The 24767-nt window shown below is 56.1% G+C and carries 24 protein-coding genes and 1 other RNA gene; 7 read left to right on the forward strand and 18 right to left on the reverse strand.

Going from position 1 to position 24767, the window contains the following annotated elements; translation table 11 throughout:
• Positions 1 to 84: 84 nt before the first annotated feature.
• From recJ to xerD, 3 genes are read right to left on the reverse strand one after another with little or no spacing between them, the layout of a single operon-like run.
• Complete coding sequence (recJ, locus tag DEU53_RS18340) at positions 85 to 1812, reverse strand: single-stranded-DNA-specific exonuclease RecJ (RefSeq protein WP_101761963.1); 1728 nt, start codon at positions 1810 to 1812, stop codon at positions 85 to 87.
• Positions 1813 to 1818: 6 nt separating this feature from the next.
• The gene (gene dsbC / locus DEU53_RS18345) at positions 1819 to 2532 is read right to left on the reverse strand and encodes a bifunctional protein-disulfide isomerase/oxidoreductase DsbC (protein WP_101761962.1); all 714 of its coding nucleotides are present in this window, start codon (positions 2530 to 2532) and stop codon (positions 1819 to 1821) included.
• Positions 2533 to 2554: 22 nt separating this feature from the next.
• A complete protein-coding gene (gene xerD / locus DEU53_RS18350) occupies positions 2555 to 3448 on the reverse strand; it encodes a site-specific tyrosine recombinase XerD (RefSeq protein WP_008108233.1) in 894 nt (297 codons plus the stop codon).
• Between the two features lie 100 nt (positions 3449 to 3548).
• Between xerD and fldB the strand changes: the two genes are divergently transcribed.
• A complete protein-coding gene (gene fldB, locus DEU53_RS18355) occupies positions 3549 to 4067 on the forward strand; it encodes a flavodoxin FldB (protein WP_110867986.1) in 519 nt (172 codons plus the stop codon).
• Here the strand turns inward: fldB and DEU53_RS18360 are convergent.
• Complete coding sequence (locus tag DEU53_RS18360; protein ID WP_233501811.1) at positions 4064 to 4423, reverse strand: protein YgfX; 360 nt, start codon at positions 4421 to 4423, stop codon at positions 4064 to 4066. The genes fldB and DEU53_RS18360 overlap by 4 nt on opposite strands.
• Positions 4424 to 4457: 34 nt before the next feature.
• Positions 4458 to 4724 (reverse strand): FAD assembly factor SdhE, encoded by a 267-nt coding sequence (gene sdhE, locus DEU53_RS18365; protein ID WP_101761958.1) that lies wholly within the window; start codon positions 4722 to 4724, stop codon positions 4458 to 4460.
• A 218-nt stretch (positions 4725 to 4942) separates the two neighbouring features.
• Between sdhE and ygfZ the strand changes: the two genes are divergently transcribed.
• Positions 4943 to 5926 (forward strand): tRNA-modifying protein YgfZ, encoded by a 984-nt coding sequence (gene ygfZ, locus DEU53_RS18370; protein WP_101761957.1) that lies wholly within the window; start codon positions 4943 to 4945, stop codon positions 5924 to 5926.
• 60 nt (positions 5927 to 5986) lie between these two features.
• Here ygfZ and DEU53_RS18375 read toward each other — a convergent pair whose 3' ends face one another.
• The 9 genes from DEU53_RS18375 to DEU53_RS18415 form a co-directional block, all read right to left on the reverse strand.
• Positions 5987 to 6640 carry a hemolysin III family protein gene (locus DEU53_RS18375; RefSeq protein ID WP_110867988.1) on the reverse strand — a complete coding sequence of 218 codons (654 nt, stop codon included), beginning with the start codon at positions 6638 to 6640 and terminating at the stop codon, positions 5987 to 5989.
• A 207-nt stretch (positions 6641 to 6847) separates the two neighbouring features.
• The gene (locus tag DEU53_RS18380; protein WP_110867989.1) at positions 6848 to 7591 is read right to left on the reverse strand and encodes an SDR family oxidoreductase; all 744 of its coding nucleotides are present in this window, start codon (positions 7589 to 7591) and stop codon (positions 6848 to 6850) included.
• Between the two features lie 185 nt (positions 7592 to 7776).
• The gene (gene gcvP, locus DEU53_RS18385) at positions 7777 to 10650 is read right to left on the reverse strand and encodes an aminomethyl-transferring glycine dehydrogenase (RefSeq protein WP_110867990.1); all 2874 of its coding nucleotides are present in this window, start codon (positions 10648 to 10650) and stop codon (positions 7777 to 7779) included.
• A 99-nt stretch (positions 10651 to 10749) separates the two neighbouring features.
• A complete protein-coding gene (gene gcvH / locus DEU53_RS18390; RefSeq protein WP_110867991.1) occupies positions 10750 to 11136 on the reverse strand; it encodes a glycine cleavage system protein GcvH in 387 nt (128 codons plus the stop codon).
• Between the two features lie 23 nt (positions 11137 to 11159).
• A complete protein-coding gene (gcvT, locus tag DEU53_RS18395) occupies positions 11160 to 12257 on the reverse strand; it encodes a glycine cleavage system aminomethyltransferase GcvT (RefSeq protein WP_110867992.1) in 1098 nt (365 codons plus the stop codon).
• A 422-nt stretch (positions 12258 to 12679) separates the two neighbouring features.
• Positions 12680 to 13882: an FAD-dependent 2-octaprenylphenol hydroxylase gene (gene ubiI, locus DEU53_RS18400; protein ID WP_101761951.1), complete on the reverse strand. Its 1203-nt coding sequence runs from the start codon at positions 13880 to 13882 to the stop codon at positions 12680 to 12682.
• 20 nt (positions 13883 to 13902) lie between these two features.
• Positions 13903 to 15081 carry a 2-octaprenyl-6-methoxyphenyl hydroxylase gene (gene ubiH, locus DEU53_RS18405; protein ID WP_110867993.1) on the reverse strand — a complete coding sequence of 393 codons (1179 nt, stop codon included), beginning with the start codon at positions 15079 to 15081 and terminating at the stop codon, positions 13903 to 13905.
• Positions 15078 to 16400 carry a Xaa-Pro aminopeptidase gene (gene pepP / locus DEU53_RS18410; RefSeq protein WP_110867994.1) on the reverse strand — a complete coding sequence of 441 codons (1323 nt, stop codon included), beginning with the start codon at positions 16398 to 16400 and terminating at the stop codon, positions 15078 to 15080. The genes ubiH and pepP overlap by 4 nt, the downstream gene beginning before the upstream one ends.
• Before the next feature lie 50 nt (positions 16401 to 16450).
• The gene (locus DEU53_RS18415; RefSeq protein ID WP_101761948.1) at positions 16451 to 17032 is read right to left on the reverse strand and encodes a YecA family protein; all 582 of its coding nucleotides are present in this window, start codon (positions 17030 to 17032) and stop codon (positions 16451 to 16453) included.
• Positions 17033 to 17202: 170 nt separating this feature from the next.
• Between DEU53_RS18415 and zapA the strand changes: the two genes are divergently transcribed.
• The 3 genes from zapA (at position 17203) to DEU53_RS18430 (ending at position 18432) form a co-directional block, all read left to right on the forward strand.
• The gene (gene zapA, locus DEU53_RS18420; protein WP_007890288.1) at positions 17203 to 17532 is read left to right on the forward strand and encodes a cell division protein ZapA; all 330 of its coding nucleotides are present in this window, start codon (positions 17203 to 17205) and stop codon (positions 17530 to 17532) included.
• Between the two features lie 39 nt (positions 17533 to 17571).
• Positions 17572 to 17755: non-coding RNA, 6S RNA (gene ssrS / locus DEU53_RS18425), on the forward strand.
• 80 nt (positions 17756 to 17835) lie between these two features.
• Positions 17836 to 18432: a 5-formyltetrahydrofolate cyclo-ligase gene (locus DEU53_RS18430; RefSeq protein ID WP_110867995.1), complete on the forward strand. Its 597-nt coding sequence runs from the start codon at positions 17836 to 17838 to the stop codon at positions 18430 to 18432.
• Between the two features lie 38 nt (positions 18433 to 18470).
• Here DEU53_RS18430 and serA read toward each other — a convergent pair whose 3' ends face one another.
• Positions 18471 to 19709 (reverse strand): phosphoglycerate dehydrogenase, encoded by a 1239-nt coding sequence (gene serA / locus DEU53_RS18435; protein WP_110867996.1) that lies wholly within the window; start codon positions 19707 to 19709, stop codon positions 18471 to 18473.
• A 279-nt stretch (positions 19710 to 19988) separates the two neighbouring features.
• Complete coding sequence (rpiA, locus tag DEU53_RS18440; protein ID WP_110867997.1) at positions 19989 to 20648, reverse strand: ribose-5-phosphate isomerase RpiA; 660 nt, start codon at positions 20646 to 20648, stop codon at positions 19989 to 19991.
• 182 nt (positions 20649 to 20830) lie between these two features.
• On the opposite strand from rpiA, the gene DEU53_RS18445 reads away from it, so the two are divergent.
• Entirely contained in the window at positions 20831 to 21736 is a 906-nt protein-coding gene (locus tag DEU53_RS18445; RefSeq protein WP_007890292.1) for a LysR family transcriptional regulator ArgP, read from the forward strand.
• 38 nt (positions 21737 to 21774) lie between these two features.
• On the opposite strand, the gene DEU53_RS18450 is transcribed toward DEU53_RS18445, so the two are convergent.
• Complete coding sequence (locus DEU53_RS18450; RefSeq protein WP_101761944.1) at positions 21775 to 22503, reverse strand: oxidative stress defense protein; 729 nt, start codon at positions 22501 to 22503, stop codon at positions 21775 to 21777.
• Between the two features lie 217 nt (positions 22504 to 22720).
• Here DEU53_RS18450 and DEU53_RS18455 point away from each other — a divergent pair, with 217 nt between their 5' ends.
• Positions 22721 to 24028 (forward strand): MFS transporter, encoded by a 1308-nt coding sequence (locus DEU53_RS18455; RefSeq protein WP_110867998.1) that lies wholly within the window; start codon positions 22721 to 22723, stop codon positions 24026 to 24028.
• On the opposite strand, the gene DEU53_RS18460 is transcribed toward DEU53_RS18455, so the two are convergent.
• Positions 24015 to 24713, reverse strand: a complete 699-nt coding sequence (locus DEU53_RS18460) for a transcriptional regulator (protein ID WP_101761942.1) — start codon at positions 24711 to 24713, stop codon at positions 24015 to 24017. The two genes, DEU53_RS18455 and DEU53_RS18460, sit on opposite strands and share 14 nt — an antisense overlap.
• Positions 24714 to 24767 lie beyond the last annotated feature (54 nt).

The raw sequence follows: 24767 nt of genomic DNA on the forward strand, positions 1-24767 counted from the left end.
CAGGTCAACTGAGCGCGATAGATCGCGCCGCTACGGATACGTGCACAGGTAGCGGCGCGATGCATTGCGCGTTTTGGTAGTGAACTACAGCGGCCAAAGGTGATCGATGATCAATTGCACCGAACGATTGCCGCGGTATTCGTTGATATCCAGCTTATAGGCCAGCTGCACCTGACGCACGCTGCTGTCTGGCCACAGCGTGGTATCCACGTTGAAGGCAATCCCATCCAACAGCGGGCCGCCGCCGAGCGGCTCGACCATCACTTTCAAATGACGCTCGCCCACTAACCGCTGTTGTAACAGCTTGAACTTGCCATCGAACACGGGTTCCGGGAATGCCTGGCCCCACGGACCGGCCTCGCGCAGCATTTCGGCAGTATGCAGGGTAAACTCCTGCGCATGCAGTTCGCCGTCCGACCAAATCACGCCCTGCAACGCTTCGCCATCCAGCCACTCATCAATCAACGCGGCAAATCGCGCACGGAACTCCTCGTACTTCGCGGTTTCCAGTGACAATCCGGCCGCCATGGCGTGACCACCAAATTTGATCATTAAGCCAGGGAAAAGCGTGTCGAGACGCTCCAGCGCATCGCGCAGATGCAAACCCGCAATTGAGCGGCCCGAACCTTTCAGCGTGCCGTCTCCGGCGGGAGCGAAGGCGATCACCGGGCGATGGAAGCGCTCTTTCAGGCGCGACGCCAGAATCCCCACCACGCCCTGATGCCACTCGGGATGGTAGAACGCCAGTCCAAGCGGCAGATCGGTATGCTGACGCTCCAGCTCATCGCACAGCGCCAGCGCTTCGCTCTTCATGCCCTGCTCAATCTCTTTGCGCGTCTGATTCAGCGCATCGAGTTCATTCGCCAGCATGCGCGCCTGGGAAATATCTTCGGTGAGCAACAGCGCCACGCCGACCGACATATCATCCAGACGACCGGCAGCATTCAGGCGCGGACCCACGGCAAAACCGAGATCGCTGGCGGCGAGTTGGCGCGCATCGCGGTTGGCAATCTCCAGCAGCGCGCGAATCCCGGCACGGCATTTGCCCGCGCGAATACGGCTCAAACCTTGCCACACCAGAATGCGGTTGTTGGCATCCAGCGGCACCACATCGGCCACGGTGCCCAGCGCCACCAGATCCAGCAGCTCCGCCAGATTTGGCTCGGCTCGGCTCTCACTAAACCAGTTTTGCTGACGCAGGTGCGCACGCAGCGCCAGCATCAGATAGAAGGCCACGCCAACACCCGCCAGCGAACGTGAGGGGAATTCGCTGTCGTTGAGGTTCGGATTAACAATCGCTTCGGCGGCGGGCAAGGTTTCGCCCGGCAAGTGGTGATCGGTAACCAGCACCGGAATGCCGTGCTGATGCGCGGTATCCACTCCGGCATGTGATGAGATGCCGTTATCGACGGTGAGGATCATCTCCGCACCGCGCGCTTTAGCCTGCTCGACCACTTCCGGACTCAAACCGTAGCCATCTTCGAAACGGTTTGGCACCAGATAATCCACATTACCGCCGAGGCTGCGCAGCGCCAGCACGGTTAACGCGGTGCTGGTGGCGCCATCGGCATCGAAATCGCCCACCACCACGATACGTTTGCCCGCCAGCAGCATCTGATGCAGCAACGTCACGGCGGCTTCGATGCCGCCCAGCGTTTGCCACGGCAGCAGGTGTTTAGCGCCGCGTTCCAGTTCCAGCGCCTCTTTCACGCCACGTTGCAGATACAAGCGGCGCAGCAAAGGGGGCAAATCAGCGGGTAAGCTGGCTTCGGTCTCGGCTTCGCGCCGACGCAATTCAACTGAATGAATCACTGTGCGTTAACCGCCACGCTTCTGGCCGTCAAGCACCTGCTTCAGCTCTTGCGGTCCCTGATAGCCAGGAATCATCATGCCGCTATCCGTGAGAATGGCTGGCGTACCCTGAATGCCAAACAGGATGCCGAGTTTGTACTGCTGCTCGATATTGATTTTGCAGGTCGCTGGCGCATCCATCTGCGGTGCATCGCCTTTCATTGCTGCATCGAAAGCTTTGTTACGATCGGCGCTGCACCAGATGGCGCGCATGGCTTTTTCTACCTGACCATTCAGACCTTCACGCGGGAAGGCCAGATAGCGCACGGTGATGCCGAGCGCATTGTAGTCGGCCATCTGCTCATGCAGCTTGCGGCAGTAGCCGCAGGTGATGTCGGTGAACACGGTGATGACGTGCTGCTCTTTCGGCGCTTTATAGACAATCATGTCTGGCGCCAGCGCAGTAACTTTTTTGTCCAGCAGCTGGTTGGTAACGTTGATCGGCTGGGTGCCGCTGACATCATACAGCGGGCCCTGAATCATGTGCTTGCCGTCTTCGGAGACGTAAAGCACGCCGCTTTCGGTCAGCACCGTTTTAATACCCGGCAGCGGGGACGGCTGGATTTCAGCCTGCTGCAATCCCAGTTTTTTCAGCGTTTGCTGAATAGCGTTGTCATCGGCATGCGCCAATCCAGTGAATGCACTGACCAGCAGAGCCAGCATCGTTAGCTGCTTTTTCATCTTAAATCCTTGTTACCGCATCTCAAGCGCGCGGATGATGCTGTTGATGTAACAGACGCAGGCGCTCAGTGGCGACGTGCGTATAAATTTGGGTGGTCGAGAGGTCGCTGTGGCCCAGCAACATCTGTACGACGCGTAAATCGGCGCCGTGGTTCAGTAAATGTGTGGCAAATGCGTGGCGCAGCACGTGCGGCGACAGCTTTTCGCTATCGATACCGGCAAGGGTCGCATAGTGTTTAATGCGATGCCAGAAGGTCTGCCGCGTCATTTGCTGTGCGCGCTGGCTGGGAAACATCACGTCCAGTGTTTGCCCGTTGAGCAGCCACGGCCGACCATGTTCCATATAGTATTCAATCCAGTAAACCGCTTCTTCACCTAACGGCACAAGACGCTCTTTGTTGCCTTTACCGATTACGCGCACCACGCCCTGACGCAGGCTGATATCGCTGATGGTCAAACCCACCAGCTCCGTTACGCGTAAACCGGTAGCGTACAGCAGCTCCAGCATCGCCTTGTCGCGCAGTTCGAGCGGCACATCAATGCTCGGTGCCTGCAGCAAGCGTTCGACCTGGTTTTCACTGAGATCTTTCGGCAGACGCTGCGGCAGTTTCGGTGCCGACAGCAGCGCGCTGGGATCGTCGCTGCGCACTTTTTCCCGATAGAGATATTGGCACAAGCGGCGAATGGCGCTGAGGGTGCGCGCCGAGCTGGTGGCTTTGTAGCCGCCCTCAACGCGTTCGGCAAGAAACTGCTGCAAATCAAGCGCTTCAAGCGTTAATAGCGTGCGATCGTGGTGATGCAGCCAGCCGGTGAGCGTTTGGAGATCCTGCCGGTAAGAGGCGAGCGTATTCTGCGCCAGATTACGCTCAATCCAAAGCGCATCCAGAAACTGTTCGATCAGATCGCTGTCCTGCACTGTACTCTCCGCCCGTGTGAAATCGTGCTCATTATGCCTGAAAGTAGCCTGCTTCTGGTACAATTGCCCCCGAGTCAGGTTCAGACAGAGCATTAATTGCATGAATATCGGTTTGTTTTATGGTTCGAGCACCTGTTACACCGAGATGACGGCGGAAAAGATTCGCGACTTTATCGGTGAAGAATTAGTCACGCTGCACAATTTGAAAGATGACGATCCGTCGCTGATGGAGCAGTACGATTTGCTGATCCTCGGCATTCCGACGTGGGATTTTGGTGAGTTACAGGAAGATTGGGAAGCGATTTGGCCGCAGATTCCGGCGCTGAATTTGCGCGGAAAAATCGTGGCGCTGTACGGCATGGGCGATCAGGCCGAATACGCCGAATGGTTCCTTGATGCGCTGGGCATGCTGCACGAACTGCTGCAGCCGATGGGCGTGCAGTTTGTGGGTTACTGGCCGCTGGAAGGCTATGAGTTCACCAGCAAAAAACCGCTAACCGCCGATGGCACGCAGTTTGTCGGTTTGGCGCTCGACGATGTTAACCAGTTCGAACAGAGCGATGAGCGCATTGAGCAGTGGTGCGAACAGATTCTGACGGAAACCGCAGCGCTGCTTTAAGGCAGCGTTTGACCATCCCTTAGAAAACAGCAGGCGCGCAGCGTGCGCCATTCACCGGGCGGCAGGTTGTCATGCATTAACCACAGCCGCCAGCGTTTTCCCTGCTGATTACGCAGCACCAGCAAAACGCCATACGGCAACCAATCCGCCTTACGTTCCGCTCGCCAGCGCACGCCGCGCCACAGCCAATTGCCCTTCACGTCCAGCACCAAATGACCTACGCGCTGAACCAAACGGCGCTCGTTACGCCAGCACTCCGCCAGCAGCAGCACTAACACCGGCGCTTTGCTCCACGCCCACGCGTCAGGCCACTCCAGCGCCAGCAGCAAACCGGTGCACAGTAGAGAAAGCGTCACATTCAGTGCGCGCGCACTGCGTGACGCTCGCAGATCACATTGCCACCGGACCGCGTTCACGGTTGCGCTGCTGAATCAGTTTCACCATACGTTTGAACTCGGGATCAACCGGTTCACCGTGATTCATCAACCAGTTGAACAGATCGGGATCGTCACTCTTTAGTAGCGCAATAAAAACCTGCTTATCGGTGTCGTTCAGCGAATCATATTCAAATTTGAAAAACGGCATGATAGCCATATCCAGCTCCAGCATGCCGCGACGGCATGCCCATTGGACGCGGGCTTTGTCGTTAATTTCCATGTCTCAGGTTCCATGACTAAAAACAGTGGGGCTCAGTGTACCTGCTTTTTTTTCTCGCTGCAGGCGCTGTGCTTAACCCTGTGCAATACCTCGGCGTTACATCCCCCAGTTTGCAATGGGTATCACGCGATTTGTGCGCCATATTCAGTAAACAGGTTGCAAAGCCGCACTGCTCTTTTACCATTGCTACCTATTACCTCATTAATCAGGAAAGAGACATGTCGATTTTTACCCTTCCACCTCGCCAGCCTGCTGCATCGTCACGCCTGCCTTTAACCCTGATTTCGCTCGACGAATGGGCGCTGGTTAAGGTGCAAGGCAACGACAGCACGTCTTATCTGCAAGGTCAGCTGACGCTGGATGTCGCGGCGATGGGCGAGACGCAGCATCGTCCCGCCGCGCACTGCGATGCCAAAGGCAAAATGTGGAGCAACATTCGTCTGTTCCATCGCAGCGAAGGTTACGCTTACGTGGTGCGTCGCAACCTGCGTGAGCAGCAGCTTACCGAACTGAAGAAATACGCGGTGTTCGCCAAAGTCACCATCGTGGCTGACGATGAAGCGGTGCTGCTCGGCGTTGCCGGTTTCCAGGCGCGCGCCGCGCTGGCAGGCGTATTCAGCACACTGCCGGATGCGGAAACGCCGGTAGTACAGCAAGGTGAGAGCACGCTTTTGTGGTTTGATCAGCCAGCCGAACGTTTCCTGCTGGTGACCACGCCAGAACAGGCGAATGCGTTGAAAGAGAAACTGGCGGGAGAAGCGCAGTTCAACGACAGCCTGCAATGGCTGGCGCTGGATATCGAAGCCGGCATTCCGGTGATTGAAAGCGCCACCAGCGCGCAGTTGATTCCACAAGCCACTAACCTACAGGCGCTGGATGCCATCAGCTTCAAAAAAGGGTGTTACACCGGCCAGGAAATGGTGGCACGCGCCAAATTCCGCGGTGCGAACAAACGCGCACTCTATTGGCTGGCAGGTAAAGCCAGCAAAGTGCCGGAGGTTGGCGGTTCGATGGAGCTGCAGATGGGCGATAAATGGCGTCGCACCGGCACCGTATTGAGCGGCGTGCAGCTGGATGACGGCAGCGTTTGGGTGCAGGTGGTGATGAATAATGATTTGGAGCCGGATAGCGTATTGCGCGTGGAAGGCGACGAAAGTGGCAAATTGACCATTCAGCCGCTGCCGTATTCATTAACCGAATAATTGCGGGCCGGGTCCGTACTAAACACGTAAGGTCGCCATTTTCGGCGACCTGGATTGAGCTTACATCACGTAAAAATAAATCGCGCAGAAGTGCAACACGCTGCCGCCGAGCACAAAACCGTGCCAGATGGCGTGACTGTAAGGAATACGGCGCGAGACGTAGAATATCACTCCTAGCGAATAGACAATGCCACCGGCAGCCAGCAGCCAAATCCCGCCCGGCGACAGTTTGATCGCCAGCTGATAAATCACCACCAGCGACAACCATCCCATACCGAGATAGGTCACCAGCGACAGCGCTTCAAAGCGGTGGGCAAAGGCGATTTTAAACAGAATACCGGCCAGCGCCAGGCTCCAGATCACCACCATTAAGCCTTGTGCCAGCGGCGAATTGAGCCCCACCAGCAAGAACGGCGTATAAGTGCCAGCAATCAACAGATAAATGGCGCAGTGGTCAAATTTCTTCAGCCAGTATTTGGCTTTTTGATGGGGAATGGCGTGATACAGCGTTGAGGCGAGATAGAGCAAAATGATGCTGCCGCCGTACAGGCTGTAACTGGTGATCGCGGTAACGTTAGCTTGGGATTCAACGGCTTGCGTCAACATCAACACCAGGCCAATGATGCCGAAAATGCAGCCGATTCCGTGGCTGATACTATTGGCGATCTCTTCGGCCAATGAGTAGCCCTGGGCAATAACTGGGGTTTGAACCATGAGGGGATTCCTGAACAACGGAAAAAGCGAGTGTGCTATTTCTGAGCAACCAGAGTAACCGGGATAATTTTCAGAGTACACATGTACGCTAAAATAAATCTGTGAGTGGGTGTGACAGGCGAGGGGTTGAATGAGTCGGTCGCCATGCAAGGCGACACTCCGCACGGATACTGTTTTATGGGGTCGGTATTGATACCGGCTTGGTGATTATCGTCCGCCAGCCGCATCGATAAAGGTGCCCGTCACATAAGACGCGGCATCGCTCGCTAGCCAGACAATTGCTGCAGCAATCTCTTCTGCCTGGCCGCCGCGTCCCATTGGCAATGCGCTCGCCAGGCGATCGACCCGACCCGGCTCGCCGCCATCGGCGTGCATGTCGGTATAAATAAGGCCAGGACGCACGCTGTTGACGCGAATGCCTTGCGATGCCACTTCCAGCGACAGCCCTTTAGTCAGCGTATCCATCGCCCCTTTTGAAGCGGCGTAATCCACATATTCGCCTGGCGCACCGAGACGTGACGCAGCGGATGACACATTGACGATGGCGCCCCCTTTGCCGCCATGATGCGTGCCCATGCGTTTTACCGCCTCACGACAGCAGATGAACGTGCCGGTAACGTTGGTGGCGAACACGCGCTGAATACGTTCGGCATCCAGATCTTCCACCCGACATTGGGTAAACAAAATACCGGCATTATTCACCAGCACTCGCAGCACGCCCTCTTGCTGGTCCAATTCGGCAAACATACGTATGACCTGCGCTTCATCACCAATATCGGCCTGCAGCGCAAACGCACTGCCGCCCTGCGCTTCAATCTCTGCCACCACGCTTGCCGCTTCGGCTGCACGCTGACGATAGTTGATCGCCACGCGATAACCCGCCTGCGCCAGCGATAGTGCGGTTGCGCGTCCAATGCCGCGACTACCGCCGGTAATCAAAGCCAGATCCATTTTTGCCTCCACAAAAAAGGGCCGAACAATCGGCCCTTTCATAAATATCACCCGCTACTTTAGCCTAAATAATTTGAGATACAGCAAGGCGGCAAGTTCATTCATCCCCGGGAGCTTACATCAGTAAGTGACCGGGGTGAATGAGCGCAGCCAACGCCGCTGTGGCTCAAAGTATGACGGCTAAATTATTGGTATTCGCTCATTGGTACACACGAACAGAAGACATTGCGATCGCCAAATACATCATCCAGACGTTTCACCGTCGGCCAGTATTTATTGGCGCTACCGGCCGGGAATACGGCCAGCTCACGGGTATACGGATGCGCCCAGTCGCCGACGATTTCTGTCTGCGTGTGCGGTGCGTTCACCAGCGGATTATCTTCCAGCGGCCATTCGCCATCGGCAACGCGATCGATTTCCATGCGAATAGCCAGCATCGCATCAATAAAGCGATCCAGCTCGATTTTGCTTTCCGATTCCGTGGGTTCAACCATCAGCGTACCCGCAACCGGGAATGACATCGTTGGCGCGTGGAAACCGTAATCGATCAGACGCTTAGCAATATCCAGCTCGCTGATACCGGTCTGCTCTTTCAGCGGACGAATGTCGAGAATACATTCGTGCGCCACGCGGCCATCGCGGCCGGCATACAGAATCGGATAGGCCGATTGCAGACGGCTGGCAATGTAGTTGGCGTTCAGGATCGCCACCGAACTCGCTTGCTTCAGACCTTCTGCGCCCATCATACGGATATACATCCAGCTGATTGGCAGAATCGATGCGCTACCAAACGGTGCGGCAGAAACCGCGCCTTGCTGTGTCAGCACGCCATCAATTTGCACCACGCTGTGACCTGGCACGAACGGTGCAAGATGCGCTTTCACGCCGATTGGGCCCATACCCGGACCGCCACCGCCGTGCGGGATACAGAAGGTTTTGTGCAGGTTAAGGTGCGATACATCCGCGCCGATGTAACCTGGCGTGGTGATACCGACCTGCGCATTCATGTTGGCGCCGTCGAGATACACCTGGCCGCCGTGCTGATGCACGATCTGGCACACCTCGCGGATGGTTTCTTCATAAACGCCGTGTGTTGACGGATAGGTCACCATGATGCACGACAGCTGATCACCCACCTGCGCGGCTTTCTCACGCAGATCACCAAGATCGATGTTGCCTTGTTTATCACACGCCACCACCACAACTGACATGCCCGCCATCTGCGCCGATGCCGGATTGGTGCCGTGCGCCGAGCTCGGGATCAGGCAAACATTACGGCCGCCTTCGTTACGACTTTCGTGATAACGACGAATCGCCAGCAGGCCGGCGTATTCGCCCTGCGCACCCGAGTTGGGCTGCATGCACAGCGCATCGTAGCCGGTCAACTGCACCAGCCATTGCGACAGCTGGCCAATCATCTGCAGATAACCCGACGCCTGCTCAGCCGGGCAGAACGGATGCAGTTCGGCAAATTCCGGCCAGGTGATCGGAATCATCTCCGCCGCGGCGTTAAGTTTCATGGTGCACGAACCGAGTGGGATCATCGCCTGGTTCAGCGCCAGATCCTTTTTCTCAAGGCTGTGCATGTAGCGCATCATCTCAGTTTCGCTGTGATGACGATTGAACACCGGGTGCGTCAGGAAGGCGCTTTCACGCACCTGACCAGCCGGAATCGCACTGTTTTCCGCAGCAACGGCGGCATCCAACGCATCAATGTCCTGACCGTGCGCATCGCCCAACAGAATGGCGAACAGCGCCAGCACATCTTCACGGGCGGTGGTTTCATCCAGCGTAATGCCAACCGCATTGTGGATATCGCTGCGCAGGTTGACGCCGAAGCTCTGCGCGCGGCTCAGCACCGCCGCTTTATCGGCCACTTCAACCGTCAGCGTATCGAACCAGCTGTTGTGGCGCAGCTTGAGGCCACCGTTTTGCAGGCCCGCGGCCAGAATGCTGGTCAGACGGTGAATACGTGAGGCAATGCGTTTCAGGCCAACCGGACCGTGATACACCGCGTAGAGACCGGCGATATTCGCCAGCAGCACCTGCGATGTACAGATGTTGGAGTTGGCTTTCTCACGACGAATATGTTGCTCGCGGGTTTGCATCGCCATACGCAGCGCGGTGTTCCCGGCGGCATCGCGCGATACACCAATAATGCGACCAGGCATCGAGCGTTTGTGCTCGTCGCGGCTGGCGAAGAACGCGGCGTGTGGTCCGCCGTAACCCATCGGCACGCCGAAACGCTGGGCAGAACCAAAGACGATATCTGCGCCCTGCTTGCCTGGCGCCTCTAGCTGCACCAGCGCCATGAAATCTGCGGCTACGCTCACCACCACTTTGCGGCTTTTCAGCTCGGCAATTAGTGAGCGGTAATCGTGCACTTCACCATGCGTACCCACCTGTTGCAGCAACACGCCGAACAGATCATCGTGATCCAGCGCCTTGTCAGCACGATCAATAATCAGTTCAAAACCAAAGGTTTCTGCGCGGGTGCGCACCACATCCAGCGTCTGTGGATGGATGTCATCGGCGATGAAGAATTTGGTGGCGGTTTTCAGTTTGCTAACGCGCCTGGCCATCGCCATTGCTTCGGCAGCAGCGGTCGCTTCGTCCAACAGTGACGCGGAAGCGATGTCCAGACCGGTCAGATCCAGCGTCAGAGTTTGGAAGTTGAGCAGCGCCTCAAGACGGCCCTGCGACACTTCTGGCTGATACGGCGTATACGCGGTGTACCAGCCTGGATTTTCCAGCATATTTCGCAGGATGACGGGCGGTGTGATCACCGCGCTGTAGCCCATGCCGATCCAGGATTTATAGCGTTGGTTCTGACTGGCAATGGCTTTCAGCTCTGCCAGCGCTTGCTGCTCGGTCGCCGCAATGCCTACTGCAGGCGGGCCTGGCAGTTGGATGTCGGCAGGCACAATAGAACTGATCAATGAGGAGAGCGAACTGGCACCAATCGCTTCCAGCATTAAGGCCTGTTGTTCCGGCGTAGGACCGATGTGGCGCTCAATGAAAGCACCGTTGTGTTCAAGCTGGCTGAGAGTCTGGGTCATTTGCAGTAAATCCTGAATCGGGCTGGGTTACAAAAATGGCGTTAAATCAGGCAGATAAAAAAGAAGGCGACGCAGCGCGCCACCTTCTGCCACTACCGGTTACTCGTCGATTGCGGCTTTATAGGCATCGGCATCCAGCATCGCGTCGAGTTCTGATTCGTCGCTGGCTTTGATGCGGAACAGCCAACCATCGGCGTACGGCGCGCTGTTCACCAGCTCTGGCGAATCGCCCAGATTGTCGTTCACCGCAACAATCTCACCGCTCAGTGGCGCGTAGATGTCTGAAGCCGCTTTCACCGACTCCGCAACGGCGCAGTCATCTCCGGCCGCGAAGGTGGCACCGACGTCTGGCAGATCGACAAACACCATATCGCCCAGCAGTTCCTGTGCGTGTTCGGTGATACCCACAGTGAAGGTGCCGTCGGCTTCTTTACGGACCCATTCGTGGCTATCGCGGTATTTCAATTCATTTGGCACATTGCTCATTGGCCATTTCTCCTGAAAAAAAATTACTGGGCAACCGGCTTACCGGCGCGAACAAAAATCGGTTTGGTGACTTTCACTGGCATTTCACGGTTGCGGATTTCCACAATCGCCTGCTCACCAATGCCGGCTGGCACACGCGCCAGCGCGATGCTGTAACCCAGGGTTGGTGAGAAGGAACCACTGGTAATAATACCTTGCTGCGGCTGACCTTGTTGATCGGTGAAGCGCACCGTTAACCCGTTACGCAGCACCCCTTTTTCGGTCATCACCAGGCCAACCAGCTGTTCGGTGCCGTGCTCGCGCTGCGCTTGCAGAGCATCACGGCCAATGAAATCGCGATCGGCAGGTTCCCAACTGATGGTCCAGCCCATATTGGCGGCGAGCGGCGAAACGCCCTCATCCATCTCCTGACCGTACAGGTTCATGCCCGCTTCCAGACGCAGCGTGTCACGCGCACCGAGTCCAGCCGGTTTAACGCCTGCGGCCAACAGCTGCTGCCAGAAAGCGGCGGCTTCAGTCGCTGGCATGGCAATCTCATAACCCGCTTCGCCGGTGTAGCCGGTGGTAGCGATAAACAGGTTTTCGGCCTGCACGCCAAAGAAGGGTTTCATGCCGGCAACGGCATCACGCTGAGCGGCGCTCAACAGCGTTTGTGCTTTCTGCTGCGCGTTTGGACCTTGCACCGCAATCAGCGCCAGATCGTCACGTTCGGTCAGCTCAACGCCAAACGGCTGCGCATGCTGTTTAATCCAGGCTAAATCTTTCTCTCGCGTAGCGGAGTTCACCACCAGACGGAAGAAATCTTCGCTCATAAAGTAAACAATCAAATCATCAATGACGCCAGCAGAGGCATTCAACATGCCGGTATACAGGGCTTTGCCCGGCTGGGTCAGCTTGGCGACATCGTTTGCCAGCAGATAGCGCAGGAATTCGCGGGTGCGTGCGCCGTGCAGATCGACGATGGTCATGTGGGAAACATCAAACATGCCGGCATCGTTACGCACCGCGTGATGCTCATCCATTTGCGAGCCGTAATGCAGCGGCATCATCCAGCCGTGGAAGTCCACCATGCGTGCACCGCTTGCCTGATGCTGTTCGAATAGAGGCGTTTGCTGAGTCATAACCATCCTGTGAAGACAAGTGAGTGTGACGCGCCTGCGTCGCCTAATGAGGCTGACGCAAACGTTCTCTTTGTGCTGAAGTTATCACCTAATGTGGCAATTAACCATGAGGAAAACGAGGGCGAAACACTACCACCTTTCATCAAATCATCGAACAGCGCCCAGCATAAATCACTGCATTATTGTGATTAGCCTCGCACAAAATACGACTAAATTACTTTCATGCAGCAAATTGAGGGAATACACGCCACAGGATTAAGAAATGGTCCGGCATGCGCAGGGCTATGACATGAATTAATCTAATGCGAATTAAGGCGTCAAATTAGAATAAATCAAACGAGGCGCGATTGCGGTGCATCACTGCATCATTGGGGTGCAGCAAAGAAAAACGGCGCCCAATTGGGCGCCGTCAGCTGAGATGATTAGCGTATCCATCTGGGTAGATCGTTAAGCCCCATCGCCTGTTTCAGCATCAGCGGTTTAACGCCAGGTAACGTGTCGGCGAGTTTGAGGCCAACATCACGCAGCAGCTTTTTCGCGGGATGGGTGCCAGCAAACAGCTCGCGGAAACCCTGCATCCCCGCCAGCATCATCGCCGCACTGTGCTTGCGGCTGCGCTCATAGCGACGCAGATAGAGATGCTGACCAATGTCTTTGCCTTCCTGATGCAATCGACGAATTTCACCAATTAATTCAGCCGCATCCATAAAGCCGAGATTTACGCCCTGCCCGGCCAGCGGATGGATGGTGTGGGCGGCATCGCCGACCAGCGCCAAACGGTGCGCGGCAAAGTTACGCGCATAACGTGCCGTCAACGGGAAGGTTTTACGTTCACTCTCGACCTGACACAAGCCAAGACGCATATCAAACGCCACCGACAGCTGCTGATTAAATAGCGCTTCCGGCATTGATTGCAAGCGTGCCGCTTCCTGTGGCGCGAGCGACCAGACGATCGAGCATAAGTGTGGATCCTGCATCGGCAGGAACGCCAGAATACCGTCGCCGTGAAACACCTGACGCGCAATCGCATCATGCGGCATATCGGTGCGGATGTTCGCCACCAGCGCGTGATGCTCGTAATCCCAGAAAGTCAGCGGGATATCCGCTTTATCGCGCAGCCACGAATTGGCGCCGTCGGCCGCCACCAGCAAACGTGCGCTCATCATGCTGCCATCCTGCAACGTAATGAAGGCTTCGTTGTCGCCAAACGCCACTTGCTGCAGCTGCGCCGGGGCAAACAGCGTAATATCGCTGCTCTGACTGGCACGCTGCCACAACGCGCTATGGATCACTTCGTTTTCAATAATATGGCCAAGATGCGATAAACCCTGCTGCTCATCATCAAAGCTGATTGAGCCAAAGCTGTCCTGATCCCACACTTCCATGCCGTGATAGGCGCTGGCGCGCAGCGCCAGGATGCTCGACCAGACATCGAGCTTTTGCAGCAGACGTTCACTGGCAGCGTTGATGGCGGAGACGCGAATCGACGCATTGGCCGCCGGATCAAACTGTGGCTCGGGTGCTTTTTCCAGCACGGCAACGCGTAAGCCGCTGCCTTGAAGTCCGCAGGCGACGGCCAAACCCACCATGCCGCCTCCGGCAATTGCCACATCAAAAGTTTGCATTGCTGCCCCTTAATTCGTGCTTAACGCTTAACCCAGCCGAGCGTGCGCGCGGCAAGTGGATTTCGTAGCCAAGGCAGATGGTCCATCGCCACCAGCCCAAGATTTCGTCCTGCTACCAACGGCGCATAGCGGTTAGCAAACAGTCGGACTAAACCGTCAGTGACGCCAACAGTGGCGGCACGATCGGGCTGACGTCGCGCGGCAAAATGCTGTAATACCGCGAAACTGCCGGGATCTTGCTGCTGACGATATGCGCCTGCCAGCGTTTCCGCCAGCGACATCACGTCGCGCAGACCCAGGTTGAAGCCTTGTCCGGCAATGGGATGCAGCGTTTGCGCCGCGTTGCCCACCAGCGCCAGACGATGTGTCACCTGACGTTCAGCGGTTTGCAGCGCCAGCGGATAATGCTCGCGTTGACCGGTATGCGTGAAGCGCCCCAGACGCCAGCCGAATGCGCGCTGCAGTGCTTGCAGGAAGGTCGCATCGTCCCACTGCTTAATCGTTGCTTGCGCCTCAAGCGGGTGGCACCACACCAGCGACATGCGGTTGCCGGACATCGGCAACAGCGCCAGCGGGCCGTATTCGGTAAAGCGCTCAAAGGCGCGGCCCTGATGCGGCAACTGCGTCGACACGTTGGCGATAACCGCCAACTGCTGATAATCGTCGCGCTGCCAGGTGATACCGCAGGACGCGCCTAAAGGTGAACGCGAACCGTCGGCGGCCACCAGTAATGCGCCTGCCAGCTGTTCGCCGTTGTTCAACATCACCTGCACATTATCCGCCGTACGCGCTACCGAAGTTACATGATCCGGGCAGCGCAGCGTGACGCCTGGCGCTTTCTGCAGGCGTTGAAACAGCCGCTGGCCGACATCAAACAGTTCAACCACCTGACCGAGCGCAGGCACCTGATGATCTTGCGCTTTAAGCGAAACGAAGCCGGTATGACCGCGATCGGAAACGTGAATATCGGTGATGGGCGTGGCGCAATCGGCCAGCGAGCGCCACAGATCGATATCCGCTAACTGCTGACAGGTGCCAGCCGCCAGGGCAATCGCGCGTCCATCGAAACCGGGATGCGCGCGGCTGTCGGGCTGGCTGCGCTCAATCAGGGTAACCGGCAGTTGGCCTTGCGTCAGATGTGAAATCGCCAGCGCCAGAGTCGCACCGGTCATGCCGCCGCCGGCAATCAAAATGCTCATGCGTGACGTGCCGCCGCCATCAAGGCTTCAATCGCGTCAGCGTCTTTGACTACGCTGTCGGTGAGATTTTCGTTGCCGTCGGCGGTGATGACGATGTCATCTTCGATGCGAATGCCAATGCCGCGATATTGTGGCGGTACTTTGGCATCTGGCGCGATATACAAGCCAGGCTCAACCGTCAGCACCATGCCCGGCTCTAGCACGCGGTCGCGGCTTGGCGTGCCATAATGGCCGACATCGTGCACATCCAGCCCCAGCCAGTGACTCAAACCGTGCATGAAGAACGGACGATGCGCCTGCTCTTCAAACAGCGTATCGATGTTACCATCCAGAATGCCGAGATCGACCAGGCCGGTAATCATTATGCGCACCACCTCGTCGTTAACGTCATGGATGCTGATGCCCGGACGGAACATCGACAACGCTTTGTAGAGCGAAGCCAGCACGATGTCGTAGATGGCGCGCTGCGGCTCGCTGAAGGTGCCGTTGACCGGGAAGGTGCGGGTGATATCGCCCGCGTAGCCGTGGAATTCACAGCCTGCGTCAATCAGCACTAAGTCGCCATCGCGCATTTCCGATTCGTTTTCGGTGTAGTGCAGAATACAGCCGTTTTCGCCCGAACCGACAATGGTGTTGTACGAGGGGAAACGCGCGCCGTGGCGATTGAATTCGTGATGAATTTCGCCTTCCAGCTGATATTCGAACATGCCCGGACGACAGGCTTGCATCGCTCGCGTGTGCGCCAGCGCGCTGATTTTTCCGGCGCGGCGCAGAATCTCAATCTCTTCTGCGCTTTTGAACAGGCGCATGTCGTGCACCCACGGACGCCAGTCGGTAACTGTGTCGGGCGCGCTAAGGTTTTGACGGAAGCCGCGACGCAGTTTGTCCAGCGCGCTGAACACCAGCCGATCGGCTTCTGCGTATTCGCCCTGCGCGTGGTAAACCACATCTAGGCCGTTGAGCAGTTGATGCAGCTGCTCGCCGAGGTCATCCCACGGCAAAGCGCGATCGACACCCAGTTTCGCCGGTGCGGCATCCTGGCCAAGGCGGCGACCAAACCAGATTTCGGCCGTCAGGTCACGCACGCGATTGAACAGCACACTGTGATTGTGCTTATCATCACTTTTGATTAAGACCAGCAGCGCCTGCGGTTCATTAAAACCGGTGAAGTACCAGAAGTCGCTGTTTTGACGAAAGCTGTATTCGGTGTCGTTGCTGCGCGTCACTTCAGGTGCAGCAAAAATTAACGCCGCACTGCCTGGCGCCATGCGGGCAATCAGCGCCTGACGACGTTGTTGAAACGTATCCAAGGTAATCATGTTTGCACTCCCTGTTGAAGACGGGCCACAACGCACCCGCATTGACGCGCTTAATGTAGCGTAGGTTTCTGTACTTCTGGTGCCGTTGGCTGATGCGGACGCGTGAAGGTGTCATGGCACAGCAGAGCGGCAACGCGCACGTACTCAATCACCTCTTCGAGTGACTGCTCCAGCTCTTCCTGATCTTCATCTTCGTCATAGCCAAGTTGTGCGATGGTGCGCAGATCGTCAATCGCTTCGCCAGTTTCGCCGGTCACTTTCTCCAGCTTCGGCTGCGTGACACCCAAACCGAGCAGGAAGTGGTTTACCCAACCGGCCAGCGCATCCGCGCGATCGAATACCGTGATGTCATCATCTTCCGGCAACATCAGCTGGAACATAAAACCTTCGTCTTCCAACGTGGTCGCCAGGCTTTCATGCAGCGCCTGCAGCGGCTGAGACAGGCTCTGCGAAAATGCCATGCCTTCGTTGGTGAGATCGTGAACCATGGTTTTCCAGCTGGTATCCTGATTGCCGCCGCACAGAATCCCGGAAAGGAGACCATGCATTTCGGCTGGCGTCATGCCCACGCCCTGCTGTGAAAGGGCCGCGGCCAGCGCGTTGTAACTCGGCGTTGCGTTCTGTAAAGACATAAGCTTTGGTCGTCGTTGGCAGAATAAGTTCGTGTTATGCTACCACCAGGTGCCTCTGGGTTTCCAGAAAAGGGGTTGTAACTTATAACTCGGGTATATATAGTTTCGCACCTCCCAACCCATTGACCGGTAAGGGAGATGCGATCGAAGTAATCAGTTAGGATGGTGGCATGTCTGCACAACCAGTAGATATTCAAATTTTTGGTCGTTCGTTAAGAGTGAATTGCCCGCCTGAACAGCAAGATGCGCTGAATCTGGCCGCAGAGGATCTCAATCAACGGTTGCAAGATTTAAAAGTTCGCACTAGAGTCACCAATACAGAGCAACTGGTGTTCATCGCCGCGTTAAACATCTGCCACGAGTTGGCACAAGAGAAAGGTAAGACGCGCGACTATGCAGCAAACATGGAACAACGTATCCGCATGCTGCAGCAGACCATTGAACAAGCGTTAGTAGAGCAAGGTCGCATAACTGACCGCCAGGGCCCTAATTTTGAATAAAGCTTCATGGTCCTCATGCTAGAGTGACGGTGAAGTAAATTTTCTCTGAGATGTTTGCAAGCGGGCCAGTCCCCTGAGCCGATATTTCATACCAACAGAATGTGACGCTCCACAATTTGTGCGCATGCTCGGTCCGTCCGAGAAGCCTAATAGTTGTGACGGCATGTTCACCTTGAACCAAGGGTTCAAGGGTTACAGCCTGCGGCGGCATCTCGGAGATCTCCATTTAGTAGCAAGTCTGTTTCCCCGGTTCGCATGATATAATCGCTTTTAAGAAGCGATTATTCCGGGGATTTAGATATCATGCCAGCGCCCTCCCTTCTCGACCGTCAAGACATCCGTCAGCATGTGCGCCATTTGCGCCGTAATCTCACGTCTGAGCAACAGGAACAAGCCGCCGATCAGTTGGCTGAACACGCCATTAACATTGCACCGATCGCTAATGCCCAACGCATTGCGCTGTTTTTATCTGTCGATGGAGAGATCAACACCCGCCCACTGATCGCCAAACTTTGGCAGCAAAAAAAGCAGGTTTATTTACCGGTGCTTCATCCCTTCTCGCCGGGCAATCTGCTGTTTATCCGTTACACGCCAGAAACGCCACTCGCGCCAAATAAACTTCACATCCCGGAACCGCCGCTGGATATCACGCAACTGGCCACGTTGGATCAGCTGGATGTGATGCTGGTGCCGCTGGTGGCGTTTGACTATGCTGGCCAACGTTTGGGAATGGGTGGCGGATTCTACGATCGCACGCTGCAAAACTGGCAGCAGCATGGTTTTCTTCCGCTGGGCATCGCACATGATTGTCAGCGCGTAGAAGCATTGCCGGTTGCCGCCTGGGATGTGCCGCTCCCCGCGATACTGACGCCATCGAAACTGTGGCAGTGGGAAGCGTGAGCAGGAAAAACAAAGGGCGCCAATGGCGCCCTGTTTAATCAGTACAGCAAACGGGCGCGGATGGTGCCCGGAATCGCCTTCATCGCCTGCAGCGCTTTATCCGCTGCATCCTGCTCAGCATCAATATCGATCACCACGTAGCCCATAATTGGCGTGGTTTGCAGATACTGCGCGGCGATGTTGATGCCCTGCTCGGCAAAAATCTGGTTGATAGCGGTCAGCACACCCGGACGGTTTTCATGGATGTGCAGCAGACGGCTAGCACTTGCCGCATGCATCGGCAGTGAGACTTCCGGGAAGTTAACCGCAGACAGCGTAGAACCGTTGTCGGAGTATTTCGCCAGCTTGCCAGCCACTTCGATACCGATGTTTTCCTGCGCTTCCTGCGTTGAACCACCAATGTGCGGCGTCAGGATCACGTTATCGAACTCGCACAGCGGTGAGTTAAACGGATCGCTGTTAGTCGCAGGCTCGACCGGGAAGACGTCGATAGCGGCACCGGACAGATGTTTATTCGCCAGGGCATCACACAGCGCCGGAATATCGATCACGGTACCGCGCGCGGCGTTGATCAGCAGCGCACCCGGCTTCATCAGCGCCAGCTCTTCCGCGCCAATCATGTTCTGAGTGGATGGCGTTTCAGGAACGTGCAGGCTGACCACGTCGCTCATGTTGAGCAGATCGGAGAGATGACGCACCTGAGTGGCGTTACCCAGCGGCAGCTTGCTTTCGATATCGTAGAAGAACACGTGCATACCGAGGCTTTCTGCCAGTACACCCAGCTGCATGCCGATGTGGCCGTAACCGATGATGCCCAGTTTCTTGCCGCGAGCTTCAAACGAACCGTTGGCGACTTTATTCCAGATGCCACGGTGCGCTTTGGCGTTGGCTTCCGGAATGCCACGCAGCATCAGCAGCATTTCGCCAATCACCAGCTCTGCAACAGAACGGGTGTTGGAGAACGGCGCGTTGAACACCGGCACACCGCGTTTCGCCGCTGCAGCGAGATCAACCTGGTTAGTACCGATACAGAAGCAGCCGACTGCTACCAGCTTTTCTGCGGCAGCAAAGATCTCTTCAGTCAGTTGGGTACGGGAACGGATACCAATGAAGTGCGCATCGCGGATGGAGGATTTCAGCGACTCCGCATCCAGCGCCCCTTTGTGAAACTCGATGTTGGTGTAGCCTGCTGCACGCAGGTTTTCCAGCGCACTCTGGTGAACGCCTTCCACCAGCAGGAACTTAATCTTGTCTTTTTCCAGTGATACCTTTGCCATTTCCCGACCCTATTCAGAATTCAATGAGGACTACCATAAGGTAGCCTTCTGTCAAAATATCAAAAATTTCGTGCGCAGCAATACAAACGATTGCCTGGGAGCCAGCACGCGCCCACGCGGAGACAGCACAATGCCGTACAAAATCGTGACATCCTTAATGGACGAAGTACGAACTTACTGCTGATGAATCTTTTGTGACATAAGTCACTAAATTTCAGCCTGGTGAGAAAAGATGTTTTGCGGATGGAAATAACCGGCGCATTACGCGCGCCGGACAGATCATTTTACGATGGTTTTCACGCCTTCTGCGGTACCAATCAGTGCGACATCCGCACCACGTCCCGCAAACAGGCCAACGGTCACTACGCCTGGCAGCGCATTGATGGTTTTTTCCAGCTCAATGGGATCGAGAATACGCAGATTATGCACGTCGAGAATAATGTTGCCGTTGTCGGTAATGACGTTCTGGCGATACTCCGGCAAGCCACCGAGTTTGACCAGTTCACGCGCCACATACGAACGCGCCATCGGAATCACTTCAACCGGCAGCGGGAAATGGCCCAGCACATCAACTTCTTTCGATGCATCGGCAATGCAGACAAATTTCTTCGCCACCGCCGCAACGATTTTCTCACGCGTCAGCGCTGCGCCACCGCCTTTGATCATCTGCATCTGCGGATTGATCTCATCGGCGCCATCAACGTACACCGACAGTTCATCAATTTCGTTGAGATCGAAGATGTGAATGCCCAGCGCTTTCAATTTCTCCGTTGAGGCTTCCGAGCTGGAAACCGCACCTTCAATCTGATTCTTCATGGTGCCGAGTGCATCAATAAAATGCGCTGCTGTCGATCCCGTGCCTACGCCGACAATGGTGCCGGGTTCTACGTACTGCAGGGCTGCCCAACCTACCGCTTTTTTCAGTTCATCCTGGGTCATGGTATGTTTAAAACCTGTGCGACATCGAAGTGCGCGTAGTATAAAACAAGGCGCTGTAAAAAAGCGCGACTGTTAGACAGCCGAATTAACGCTTTGGAAGCCAGCCCGCAAAAAATGCGCCGCAGCACAATTTGACAGTTTTATGGCATAGTAATGTCCACCCTGAACGAGAGAGAACAACAATGAAACGCCCGGATTATCGAACGCTTCAGGCGCTGGATGCTGTGATTCGCGAGCGCGGCTTTGAGCGTGCGGCACAAAAACTCTGCATTACCCAATCGGCGGTTTCGCAGCGTATTAAACAGCTGGAAAATTTATTTGGTCAGCCGCTGCTGGTGCGCACCGTGCCGCCGCGTCCGACCGAGCAGGGACAAAAGTTACTGGCGTTGTTGCATCAGGTTGAACTGCTGGAAGAGGAGTGGCTGGGTGATGATAACGGTGGAACCACGCCGCTGTTGCTGTCGCTGGCGGTCAACGCCGACAGCCTGGCCACCTGGCTGCTGCCCGCGCTGAAAGACGTGCTGGCCGATTCGCCAGTGCGCCTGAATTTGCAGGTAGAAGATGAAACCCGCACGCAGGAACGTCTACGTCGCGGTGAAGTGGTCGGCGCGGTGAGTATTCAGCCGCAGCCGCTGCCAAGCTGTCTGGTGGATCAACTGGGTGCGCTCGATTATCTGTTCTGCGCCTCACCTGATTTTGCTGCTCGCTATTTCCCGAACGGCGTAACACGCTCTGCGCTGCTGAAAGCGCCGGCGGTGGCATTTGATCATCTGGACGATATGCATCAGGCGTTTTTACAGCAGAACTTTGACCTGTCGCCGGGCAGCGTGCCTTGCCACATCGTTAACTCGTCAGAAGCCTTTGTGCAGCTGGCGCGTCAGGGTTCGGTGTGCTGTATGATTCCGCATCTGCAGATTGAGCGCGAGTTAGCGCAAGGTGAACTGGTGGATTTGACGCCAGGCCTGTATCAGCGTCGTATGCTGTACTGGCACCGGTTTGCGCCGGAAAGTCGTTTGATGCGCAGCGTGACCGACGCGCTGATTGCGCACGGACATCGCGTGCTGCGTCAGGATGTGTTGCCAGCGTAAAGATCAGGTCGCCCTTCATGGCGACCTGATATCAAACCTTACGGCGTGTTTGGTTTGATTTCAAAGACGACATCTACCTGGTCGTCAAAGTGAATGCTCTGCTGCTCGTAAGTTTGCTGCGCGGTGGTATCAGCTTGTACTGCGGCGGCCTTATACATGCGCGCCATCGGCATCGGTTGATAGTTCGCCACGTGATAGCGGATGCTGTAAACCGAACCTAACTTAGCGTTAAACCCTTCTGCCAGCGCGTTAGCCTGCTGCGTAGCATTAGCGATGGCTACTTTACGCGCCTTCTCTTTGTAGCTGTCCGGATTCGCCACACCTAACTCGACCGAACGAATTTCATTCAGGCCAGATTTTAACGCGCCATCCAACAGCTCGTTGAGTTTGTCCAGCTGGCGCAGCGTTACCTGTACCTGACGCTCGGCACGATAGCCTTTCAGTACCGACTTACCTTCTTTGGTGTAATCGTACTCTGGCTGCGTGCTGAGGTTTGCCGCATCAATATCTTTTTTCTCGATACCGTTCTTTTGCAGGAAATCGAAATATTGCGCCACGCGATCATCAGCTTGTTTCTTCGCTTCTGCCGCGTCTTTCGACGAAACATTCACCACAATCGCGAGCGTCGCGAGATCTGGCGTGGCATCAACGCTTGCCTGTCCAGAAGTCACCACATGCGGTCCATTTGGCAATTCGCCTGCCTGAACTAAACCGGACAGTGCGCCCGTGCTCATTACGGCGGCCAGCGCCAGTGCTTTCAGTTTCACGAAAGTCCTCCTTGAGGGATTCAATTTGCAGGTCGCCATTATGGCTAAACCCAAAACACATTAACATGTGTGCTTATCTGATTAGTAAACGGCTCAAAAGTTCGAGCAATCTCCTTTTTAACGTAGCCGCGATCGCAAATTTAGCTGTACGGATTCGCCAATAAAACACTTATTCGTTTCTATTAAAGAAACACCTCTGAGTTCGGGAGAGTTGCCAATGACAGAACAGCCACTTAGCCAAACCGTTGCCAGCGCTCGCGCGGGACGCACGCGCTTTCTGATGCTCGGTCTGGTGTTTATTAACATCATTATCAACTATATGGATCGCACTAACCTGTCGGTTGCCGCTACGGCAATGGCTGGCGAATTGCGCTTCTCGCCCATGGAGATGGGATTGATCTTTTCCGCCTTTGGCTGGATCTACGCTGCGCTACAGATCCCCGGCGGCTTCCTCATCGATCGTCTTGGCGCGCGCGTCGTTTATGGCGTCGGTTTATTTGCCTGGTCGCTGATCACCGCGCTGCACGCGCTTGCTAACAGCTTTGGCGCGCTATTTGGTCTGCGGCTCGGCGTCGGTGCTTTTGAAGCGCCGGTGATGCCCTCGAACAACCGGGTGATCTCCAGCTGGTTTCCGGTGCAAGAGCGCGCCAGTGCCATCGGCATTTACTCCTCAGCGCAGTTTGTCGGCCTGGCGTGTATGACGCCGCTGCTGTTTCATCTGCAGGATGCTTTTGGCTGGCGCGGACTGTTTTTGATCACCGGACTTGCGGGGATGATTTGGGCGCTGGTGTGGTATTGGCTCTACCGCGAGCCGAATCAGCATCAAGGCGTGTCAAAAGCTGAGCTCAGCTATTTGCGTGACAACGGTGCGCTGCTGGAGAGTCGACAAAATTCGCAGCAGCCCATAGCGCGCTGGGGCGATTTGGCGCAGATGTTCCGCAGTCGTAAATTGGTCGGCATCTACATTGGCCAGTTCACAATTTCCGCCACCTTCTGGTTCTTCCTCACCTGGTTCCCGACGTATCTGGTGGAGTATCGTCACATGGGCTTCATCAAAAGCGGCTACGTTGCTTCGGTGCCCTACTTCGCCGCCTTCTGCGGCGTGCTGCTGGCCGGATTTGCCTCAGATCGCATGATACGTCGCGGTATCTCCGCCAGCGTGGCGCGCAAGCTACCGGTGATTCTCGGCCTGTTCCTGACGCTGTTTATCCTTGGCGCCAATTACACCAACGATTCCACGCTGATTATTCTGTTTATGTCGCTGGCGTTTTTCGGCAACGGCCTGGCGACCATTACCTGGGTGTTTGTCACGGCGTTGGCGCCGCGCCACTTGATTGGTCTGGCGGGCGGCGTATTTAACTTTACCGGTGCGCTGTCATCCATCGTGGTGCCGATTGCCATTGGTGCGTTAATCGACGGCGATAACTTCGCGCCAGCCCTGGCATTTATCGCCGTGCTGGCCGCGATTGGCATCTGCAGTTACCTGTTTATTGTCGGGAAAATCGATCATGTTAGCGCGGGGTGAACACGGTTTGCGCCAGCGATTGCAATTGTTGCAGGCGCTGCGCGAGGTGCGCCTCATCGTCCTGCCAGATTTTGGCGAACGCCAATGCCGCGCGATTGTGATCAATCGGCTGCGCCATGCTGATTTCGCCATCATCGCGGTGCCAGATCAGGTAACCCTCAGCACGCTTACGCGCCAGCAGCGGCGCGATTTGCAGCCACTGTTCTTCGCTAAAACGCGGGCGCAGCGCCTCGTCACTTTCCGCCGCCAGCAACGACACGCCAATCACCGATTGCCACGCGGGCAGCATACGGAAACCGGCCAGCGCCTGGCTGGCGTTGATGCGTTCACCGGGTTCCGAGTGCCAGATATAGATCACCTGATCCTCCCACAGCACGCCCAGCGCCACCACGATATCGCGCGGCGCGTGGCGTTCCAGCTGCGGCAACGCCTGCGCGAACAGCGAAGATCCGCGAATCGCCTGTGCCGCCAGCGCGTGAATACCGGGGCCAGGCAGATAGCGTCGATGCTCATCCTGCGTCGTCAGTCCAATCGACGCCATGGTCATCAGCAGTCGATTCACACGCGTGCTGTTCATCCCCATCTGGCGCGCCAGTTCACGGCAACCCACGGCCTTATCACTGGACACCAGATATTGCAGACAGCGAATACCGTCAATCAGGCTTTGGTTCGGTTGAGAAGACATAGATCACCTGCGGCGGGCAAACTCCAATCTTAGCCTTAGAGTCAGAGGAATGAA

Origin of the sequence: Pantoea sp. AG1095 (genome assembly GCF_003208415.1) — a bacterium.
GTDB classification, from domain to species: Bacteria; Pseudomonadota; Gammaproteobacteria; order Enterobacterales; family Enterobacteriaceae; genus Pantoea; species Pantoea leporis.

Bases quoted from the DNA above. Each gene is read 5' to 3' on its own strand.
- ubiI (WP_101761951.1), bottom strand. From the start codon at position 13,882: ATGCAAACTTTTGATGTGGCAATTGCCGGAGGCGGCATGGTGGGTTTG.
- sdhE (WP_101761958.1), bottom strand. From the start codon at position 4,724: ATGGAAATTAACGACAAAGCCCGCGTCCAATGGGCATGCCGTCGCGGC.
- serA (WP_110867996.1), bottom strand. From the start codon at position 19,709: ATGGCAAAGGTATCACTGGAAAAAGACAAGATTAAGTTCCTGCTGGTG.
- gcvT (WP_110867992.1), bottom strand. From the start codon at position 12,257: ATGACTCAGCAAACGCCTCTATTCGAACAGCATCAGGCAAGCGGTGCA.
- DEU53_RS18375 (WP_110867988.1), bottom strand. From the start codon at position 6,640: ATGGTTCAAACCCCAGTTATTGCCCAGGGCTACTCATTGGCCGAAGAG.
- dsbC (WP_101761962.1), bottom strand. From the start codon at position 2,532: ATGAAAAAGCAGCTAACGATGCTGGCTCTGCTGGTCAGTGCATTCACT.
- ygfZ (WP_101761957.1), top strand. From the start codon at position 4,943: ATGTCGATTTTTACCCTTCCACCTCGCCAGCCTGCTGCATCGTCACGC.
- DEU53_RS18455 (WP_110867998.1), top strand. From the start codon at position 22,721: ATGACAGAACAGCCACTTAGCCAAACCGTTGCCAGCGCTCGCGCGGGA.
- ubiH (WP_110867993.1), bottom strand. From the start codon at position 15,081: ATGAGCATTTTGATTGCCGGCGGCGGCATGACCGGTGCGACTCTGGCG.
- pepP (WP_110867994.1), bottom strand. From the start codon at position 16,400: ATGATTACCTTGGATACGTTTCAACAACGTCGTCAGGCGCTGATTGCC.
- fldB (WP_110867986.1), top strand. From the start codon at position 3,549: ATGAATATCGGTTTGTTTTATGGTTCGAGCACCTGTTACACCGAGATG.
- zapA (WP_007890288.1), top strand. From the start codon at position 17,203: ATGTCTGCACAACCAGTAGATATTCAAATTTTTGGTCGTTCGTTAAGA.
- gcvH (WP_110867991.1), bottom strand. From the start codon at position 11,136: ATGAGCAATGTGCCAAATGAATTGAAATACCGCGATAGCCACGAATGG.
- DEU53_RS18430 (WP_110867995.1), top strand. From the start codon at position 17,836: ATGCCAGCGCCCTCCCTTCTCGACCGTCAAGACATCCGTCAGCATGTG.
- DEU53_RS18415 (WP_101761948.1), bottom strand. From the start codon at position 17,032: ATGTCTTTACAGAACGCAACGCCGAGTTACAACGCGCTGGCCGCGGCC.
- DEU53_RS18460 (WP_101761942.1), bottom strand. From the start codon at position 24,713: ATGTCTTCTCAACCGAACCAAAGCCTGATTGACGGTATTCGCTGTCTG.
- DEU53_RS18445 (WP_007890292.1), top strand. From the start codon at position 20,831: ATGAAACGCCCGGATTATCGAACGCTTCAGGCGCTGGATGCTGTGATT.
- DEU53_RS18380 (WP_110867989.1), bottom strand. From the start codon at position 7,591: ATGGATCTGGCTTTGATTACCGGCGGTAGTCGCGGCATTGGACGCGCA.
- rpiA (WP_110867997.1), bottom strand. From the start codon at position 20,648: ATGACCCAGGATGAACTGAAAAAAGCGGTAGGTTGGGCAGCCCTGCAG.
- gcvP (WP_110867990.1), bottom strand. From the start codon at position 10,650: ATGACCCAGACTCTCAGCCAGCTTGAACACAACGGTGCTTTCATTGAG.